Source organism: Candidatus Baltobacteraceae bacterium, assembly GCA_035502855.1.
Lineage (GTDB): Bacteria > Vulcanimicrobiota > Vulcanimicrobiia > Vulcanimicrobiales > Vulcanimicrobiaceae > Aquilonibacter.
Map to the genome: position 1 here is coordinate 77,320 of DATJTX010000014.1, position 7,120 is coordinate 84,439.

Consider the following 7,120-nt stretch of genomic DNA (forward strand, 5'->3'; position numbering starts at 1 on the left):
CATGAAGCGCTTTTTCCCCCTTGCCCTGGCCGGCTGCGTCGCCGCCGCCTTTTTCGGATTCCCGGCAGTCAACGCCGCGCCCGCCCATCTCGATGCGACGCAGGCGAGTGAAATCGCGACCAGCTACCACTATCTAACCGGCGAATTCTACAAGCGCATCGACGATCAGAACGTGATGAACGGCGCGCGCATCGGGATCGCACGATCGTTGGCCCGGCATCACGTCACCGCGAAGATTCCGAAGTTTCACGCATCGAACGACACGGCGAACGTGCAGGACATCGAATTGGACGTCGAGGCCGCGGAGCGCGCGGCGGGCAGACGCGTTTCATCGACCGAGCTCACCTACGGCGCCATCTCGGGCATGCTCGACTCGGTGCACGACCGCTACACGGTCTTTCTCGATCCGAAGGAATACGCCGAACTGAACAGCGGCCTAGACGGGTCGGACTTCGGCGGTACGGGCATCGTCATTCAAGCTGATGACGCGAGCAAGTACATCGCGGTCAGCGACGTCGTTCCCGGCGGTCCGGCCGACAAGGCCGGGATCCAGCAGGACGATTTGATCACCGCCATCGACGGGCAATCGACGAAGGGCTGGTCAATCGATCGCGCCAGCGCGCACTTGCGCGGCAAAGAAGGCACCAAGGTCTCGATCACGATCCTGCGCGCGGGTAAGACGCTCGCGCCCATCACGGTGACGCGGGCGAAGATTCACCAGTTGAGCGTGTTCGATAAGATGTTGCCCGGCAACATCGGCTACGTGGCGCTAACCGTCTTCGGTAAGGATACGGCAAGCGAACTCACGTCGGCGCTCGGCCGTCTGCAGAAGAAAGGCGCACGCGCGATCATTCTCGATCTGCGCAACAACGGCGGCGGTTATTTGAACGCGGCGGTCGGAGTCAGCTCGGAGTTCATCTCTTCGGGTCCGATCGTTTCGGTCGAGTCGCGCGGTTCGAACATCACCACGCTCGAAGCCAACGACACCGCGATTCCGCCGCTTCCGCTCGCCGTGCTGGTGAACCAGTTCACCGCGTCGGCCTCCGAGATCACCTCGGGTGCGATTCAAGACAGCGGCGTCGGCACGCTGATCGGCACCAAGACCTTCGGCAAGGGCGTCGTGCAAACGATCTACCCGCTGCCGGACGGGTCAGCGGTGAAAATCACGACCGCGCGCTATCTCACCCCGCACAACCGCGACATCAACCATTTGGGAATCCAACCCGATATCGTGGTGAGCGAACCGCGCACGGCACGTTTCGGCGATCCGAAGACCGATCCGCAGCTGCGGCGCGCGATGCAGTTCGTCGACGATCGCATCGCGCATTTGAACGAGATCAACGGCTCTACGGAATAGCTAGCTCGTCTTTTTCTTGCGGGTACTCGTCGTCGACGCGCTCTTCTTGCGCGTCGACGTCTTTTTCACGCCGCTCGCGCGTTTGGCTTTGACCTCGCCGTCCTCGGGCGCGGCCGCGGCCTTCTTGCGGGTGCGCTTAGGCTTTTCCGGCGCAGGAAGCGCGGCCATCGGGGTGTTTTCGAGTTCGGCCACGACGCCGTTGCCGGATTCGCGGCGGCGGCGCGCCGGTTTGGTGCGGCGCGGCTCTTCTTCTTTCGGAAGCGTCAAGTGCGGCGGCGGCGCCTCGACCGCGAGCGGCTTGGCTTTGCGCACCGGCGCGATCGCGCGTGAGGGTTCGCGCGGTGCGGTCATGCCGGTCGGCTGCGCGCGCCCCTCCGGATCAACGCGGAAGACGTGACGATCGGGGACCATCGAACTCATCGGCAGCGACCCGGTCATGCCTTCCTGCTCGCGAGCGGCACCACCGCGTCCGCGCCGGCGGCGGCGCCGGCGGCGCTTCCCGTGGCCGGGTTCGCCGAAGGCGCCCGCGGCGACGCTATGCACCGGCGGCTGCTGGTCCTCGTCCTCGTCCTCTTCGTCGATATCGGCTTGCGCGGCGGCGCTCGCCGGCGTGATGCCCACCTGCGCGGCAACGTCGAAGCGATCCGCTCCGCCGCGCCCACCGCGTCCGCGACGGCGCCGCCGGCGACGACGCTTGCCGCGCCCGCCTTCGGCCGCGGCCGTCTCGCCTTCGATAATGATGGCGTCGGGCTGGTGTTCGCCTTTGACCTCGGCCGCGATGGCGGGATCTTCCGCCTCCTCTTCCTCGGTGGCGCTGGTGATGCCGATCGGCGCACGCGCCTGCTGCTGTGAAGCGGCCTCTTCGGCAAGTTCTCGCAGCTGCGCGGTCTGCTCGGCCGCGGTCAGCGCGCCCTTGCGCCCGCCGCGCCGGCGTTTCTTCTTGCCCTCGCCCGCTCCCGCGGCCATGAGTTCGGCCAAGACGTAGTCGTGCTCGTCGTCAACGTCGAGAATGCGAATCTTCGCGCTGTTGCCGGCGTTGTTCGCGGCGTTCTCGACTTCGACGACGCGATCGCCGACAACCGCCGCCGCCGACGTTGCGTTGGGCAAGCGTCCCGGCAAGAGTTCGACTTCGATTTCGTCACCGACGCGAACCGGACGCAGTTGCTCGATCGGCTTGGCGACGCGTTCGATCCGCGCGTGCTCGGGATGGAGCAGCGGATCGACGCGTACGTGGATCGGCGTGTCGAGTTCCTTGACGAGCTCTTGAACGTCGTCTTCGTACCAGAAGTCCATCTGCGCGGCAACCGTCGGCGCCGCGTGCACGAGGATCGGATGGTGGTCGTGATTGCGGTGACCGTTCTCGCGCACGTGCCGCATCGTATCGATCGCAACCGTTTGCGGCGAGAGCACGGAGCCCAGGCCGCTGCAGGTCGGGCACGCGCCGCGCAGTTGTGCGCCCAGGTCCTTGCCGACGCGCTTGCGCGTGAACTCGAGCAATCCCAGATTCGAGAACGATTGAATCGTGGCGCGCGTGCGGTCGCGCCGCAACCCATCCTCGAGCGCCTTGATCACCTTGCTGCGCGCCCCTTCGGAAGCCATATCGATGAAGTCGACGACGATGATCCCGCCGATGTCCCGCAAACGCACCTGGCGCGCGATCTCCGCCGCGGCCTCAACGTTGGTCTTGACGATCGTATCTTCCAGGTTCTTACCGCCGGTGAACTTGCCCGAGTTCACGTCGATGACCGTGAGCGCTTCGGTCGACTCGATCACGATCGATCCACCCGAGGGAAGGTTGATCTTCGGCTTCATCAAGCGCTGCAATTCTTCGGTGATCCGGTAATCGTCGAAGAGATTGTGGCCGTGATTGTAGTGCTGTACGCGATCGAGATATTGTGGTCCGAGCAGTTGCAGGAACTCGCGTACCTTGCGGTACTCCTCTTCGTCGTCGATCAGAATCTTCTCGACGTCGGCGGTCACGAAATCGCGCGCCGCTTTGTAGACCAGGTTCATGTCACGATGCAGCAGCGACGGCGACGGCGCGCGCTTGAACGTTTCGAGGATGCCGTGCCACATGCGGATGAGCACACCCAGATCCGCGATCAGCTCCGCTTCGCTCACGCCGGCCGCCGCCGTGCGCACGACCGTGGCCATGCCTTCCGGACGAATGCGCTTCATCACCGCCTTGAGGCGATTGCGCTCCTCGGCGGACTCGATCTTACGCGAGACGCCGGAGTACTTGCCGGTCGGCATCAGGATCAGGTAGCGCCCGGGCAGCGAGATGTTGGTCGAGATGCGCGCGCCCTTGAGCCCGCGCGGCTCCTTGACGATCTGCACCAGCACATCGTCGCCCTTCTTTACCTTTTCGCTGATCGTGAAGCCGGAGTGACCGTGGGTGATCTCGACGTCACCGATGTTCAGCGGCTGTTTGTTGATGTCGTCGACGTAGAGGAACGCGTTGCGTCCCAATCCGATGTCGACGAATGCCGCGCCCATCCCGGGCAGAACGTTTTGGACTTTTCCTTTGTAGATCGAGCCGATGACTTTTTCTTCGCGCTCGATGTAGAGTTCGGCAAGCGTGCCGTTCTCAAGTATGGCAACCCGGTTTTCCCACGGGTCGCTCGAGATGAGAATCTCGGTTGACAAATTTTCCTCAGTTGTCTAGGAGAGCGCCCTTCGAGGCGCACTTGCGTGCGCACCTCAGGATGACGGGACGCTGCGAGCGTCTATACTGGCGACCGTGGCCACCAACCGTAGGGCACCGCTCCTGATAGAAATCTTAAAACGCTTCCCACGTTCAGGAGAGCCGGCGGGTGAACCTGCCCCGCGCGGAAAGGTTTGGTCCGCCAGGCCCTCGACAGGGTAAGCCCACCTGGGTCATGATTACGTGCAATGGCGTCTTCTACGAACCGCCGGCTATTCTACCGTCAGCCCATGTACCTGCGAATCAATCTGCGGGTCTCAGGGTTGCGGGCGCCCGTGCCGGCGACGTTGGTCGACCTCTCGGGCGGCGGCAGCATGGTGACCGCGCGGACGATGCTGCAGCCGCACATCGCGGTCGAATTCGATCTGCCCAGGGACGGTGCGCCCCTCTTGCGCCTGGCCGGGAAGATTCGCAAGGTGACCTATTGGCCGAACGATCGGACCTTCCACTACGCGATCGAGTTCGGGGGCTTGAGCGAAGAGGATCGGGACGCGCTGCTGCGCTTCATCATCGCCGAGCAGCGCCGGACGATCAACGTGACGCGCGGCGAGGAGTCCAAGCCGGGGGTCCAGACGCGCCTGCACGAGCAACGAACGCAGCGGCGGGTCGACGTGAACGTCCCGGTGCGGGTCGCGATCGCGAATTCCCCGGTGAGCTTCGATGCCACCGCGATGGATCTGGGCACCGGCGGTACGCGTCTGCTCGTCGAGAAGGTGCTGCGCCAGGAGTGGGAGCTGATGCTGAGCTTCACCCTTCCCAGCGACGTGCTGCGGTCGAAAGACGCGAAGCCGTTCAAGGAGATGCGGATCATGGCGCGCGCGCTTCCCGGCATCAAACAATACCGCGGACGCTACATTCAAAGTCTGGAGTGGGTCGACCCCGACCCGAAGGTTACCGAAGAGCTTCATCGCTTCGTGCAGGCGGCCGCGCTTGCGCTGGGCCGCGGGTCATAAGCGCGATCGTTTCAAAGGGCCACGGATACGCCCAGTTCGCGCGGCGGTAGAGCTCGCGGTTCTTGCGGCGCCCGCCGATGTCGACCTCGGCGCGCATCAGGGCGGGCATGAGCGTCAGCGGCATCACCGCATCGAGATCGAGCTGCCAGAACCCGAGCAGTTCGAGCTGCTCGAGTGACACCCAGCGCGGAAGCACGTCGAGGCCGCGCACCTCACGCAGGTCTTCGAGCGAGAGCACGTCGAGCGGCCGGCCGTCGAGAGCGTGCAAATCGATCGTCGCATCGATACGCGCCAGACGCAACGCGCGCAGCGGCAACGCCGCGAGCGCCTCGATCGAGTGCAGCGCGACTCCCGACAAATCGAGTACTTGCAGATGCGGCAGCCCGCGCAGCCGGCGCGCGTCGAGCGGGAGATTCCGCGCGGCGATCCGCAGGACGCGCACGTCGGGTTGCTCGGCCAACATCCCAGCAAGTTCGCCTTCGCTGCGCACGGTTGGATATTCGGGCGCGAACGCGCGCGCACGAACGGCGAGCGGCGGCAGTTCGAGCAGTGCGATCCCCAATCGCGTCGCGACGATCCGCTCGGCGTGCGCAGCCCCGGTCCACTTCGCGCCATCGTCATCCCGAGATGCGCGCGGAACGCGCGCCTCGAAGGGCGAGGGAGCGCCGCGATCAATGCAACGCCATCGCTGCAGAACGAGCGCCTCGTCGCTCACGCGCAGCACGCTATCGGCCACCGCGATGTCGACCGTGTGACGCCCGCACGCGAGAATGCGCGCGCGCACGAGGCTTCCGTTGCCGAGCGGAAGGCCGAATGAGTCGCCCGCGCGATAGGGAAGCTTCACGCGTGCCCAAATCGCAGCGCAGCGGAGGACGCCGGTTCGATCACGACTACGGTGTTACCACGCACGCGGTGCTCTTCCTCACCGACCTCGATCCCGACGCGGTCGGCGACGCGGGCGCGCACGCCACCCACTACGAGGCGGTGCCCGTCGCCGACTTTCACGCGCTGCTCGAGCTCGTTCCGAAAGCCGCGTTGCCCGGCGCAACATTCGTCGACGTCGGCGCGGGTATGGGGCGCGCGATGATCCTGGCCGCGCAGTATCCGTTCAAACAAATCTGCGGCATCGAGGTCTCGCCCGGCCTCTACGAAGTCGCACGAGAGAATCTCGCCATCGCCCGCGAACGCGGCTTTCGCTGCAGCGACGTGCGGGTGCAGCGCGCCGACGCGCGCCTCGCGCTGTATCCGCCCGGCGACCTGGTGGCCTTTCTCTTCAATCCGTTCGACGCGACGGCGCTGCGTGCTACGCTCGCGAGCATCGAGGGGCGCCGCGATCCGGGTGAGACGTGGCTGCTGTATCATACGCCGGTCGAACGCGCGACGATCGAGAGCACGCGGGGCTGGACGCTCGTCACCGACGTTCCGTTTGGCGCACTCTATATATTTAAACGTCGCGCGCCGAACTGATTTGCGGAAAATCGCACGCTTTGGCTGTGGTATCATCGAATCCGAATGGCAAAGAAGGAGGGTTCCAGAGAAGAGCTCACTGACGCAATACCTGCGCGTGTGGCGCGGCAGCGTAAACACGCCTATCAGGAATATTTGACCTATCTTCGGCTAGCCAGGAGGACGCGGCTCGATCTGGGGATGGACATTTCTCTGATAGATGCTGCGCTATCTCAGGGTCAAGACGAGTTTGCCACGATTGCCGCGACGGAGGGTCGAGTTATCAGACGTGCTCACCCAAAGCTCTCCTCCTCGGAACGCTGCAATGTTTATATAGACGAATGCGGAAGCCATACATTAAGCGCCAAGGAGAAATTCAAGGCGTTTGCATTGGGCGCCGTAATAATACGCGAATCCGATGAAGCCGTCTTCGACGCACTTTGGAAGCAATGGAAACGAACCTACCTGGGGACGGAGGACAAACTAGTCCATGAACCCGACACACGGAAGCTGGATGGTGATCGTGTCCCAGCGCGTGGTGTATGAACCGCGGCTCGGCGAGGTGGGCTGTCAGCCGGTGATCACCGCTGAAAGCCTAGCGGCCTGATTGTCGCTGAGCGCCGTGAGTCCTTCGAGTTGCATGTAGCGGCGCTGCAGTTG

General features: G+C 64.2%; 5 protein-coding genes. 3 read left to right on the top strand and 2 right to left on the bottom strand.

The annotated features are described in order from the left end of the window. Position 1: 1 nt before the first annotated feature. Positions 2-1,357 (top strand): S41 family peptidase, encoded by a 1,356-nt coding sequence (locus VMF11_02875; protein ID HTU69240.1) that lies wholly within the window; start codon positions 2-4, stop codon positions 1,355-1,357. Here VMF11_02875 and VMF11_02880 read toward each other — a convergent pair whose 3' ends face one another. Next, positions 1,358-4,003 (bottom strand): Rne/Rng family ribonuclease, encoded by a 2,646-nt coding sequence (locus VMF11_02880; protein ID HTU69241.1) that lies wholly within the window; start codon positions 4,001-4,003, stop codon positions 1,358-1,360. It abuts the gene before it with no gap. A gap of 246 nt (positions 4,004-4,249) precedes the next feature. On the opposite strand from VMF11_02880, the gene VMF11_02885 reads away from it, so the two are divergent. Then, on the top strand, positions 4,250-5,014 hold the full coding sequence (locus VMF11_02885) for a PilZ domain-containing protein (protein ID HTU69242.1): 765 nt from the start codon (positions 4,250-4,252) through the stop codon (positions 5,012-5,014). Here the strand turns inward: VMF11_02885 and VMF11_02890 are convergent. Continuing rightward, a complete protein-coding gene (locus VMF11_02890; GenBank protein HTU69243.1) occupies positions 4,953-5,858 on the bottom strand; it encodes a hypothetical protein in 906 nt (301 codons plus the stop codon). The two genes, VMF11_02885 and VMF11_02890, sit on opposite strands and share 62 nt — an antisense overlap. Before the next feature lie 2 nt (positions 5,859-5,860). On the opposite strand from VMF11_02890, the gene VMF11_02895 reads away from it, so the two are divergent. Further along, entirely contained in the window at positions 5,861-6,481 is a 621-nt protein-coding gene (locus VMF11_02895) for a class I SAM-dependent methyltransferase (protein HTU69244.1), read from the top strand. The last annotated feature ends 639 nt before the right edge of the window (positions 6,482-7,120 follow it).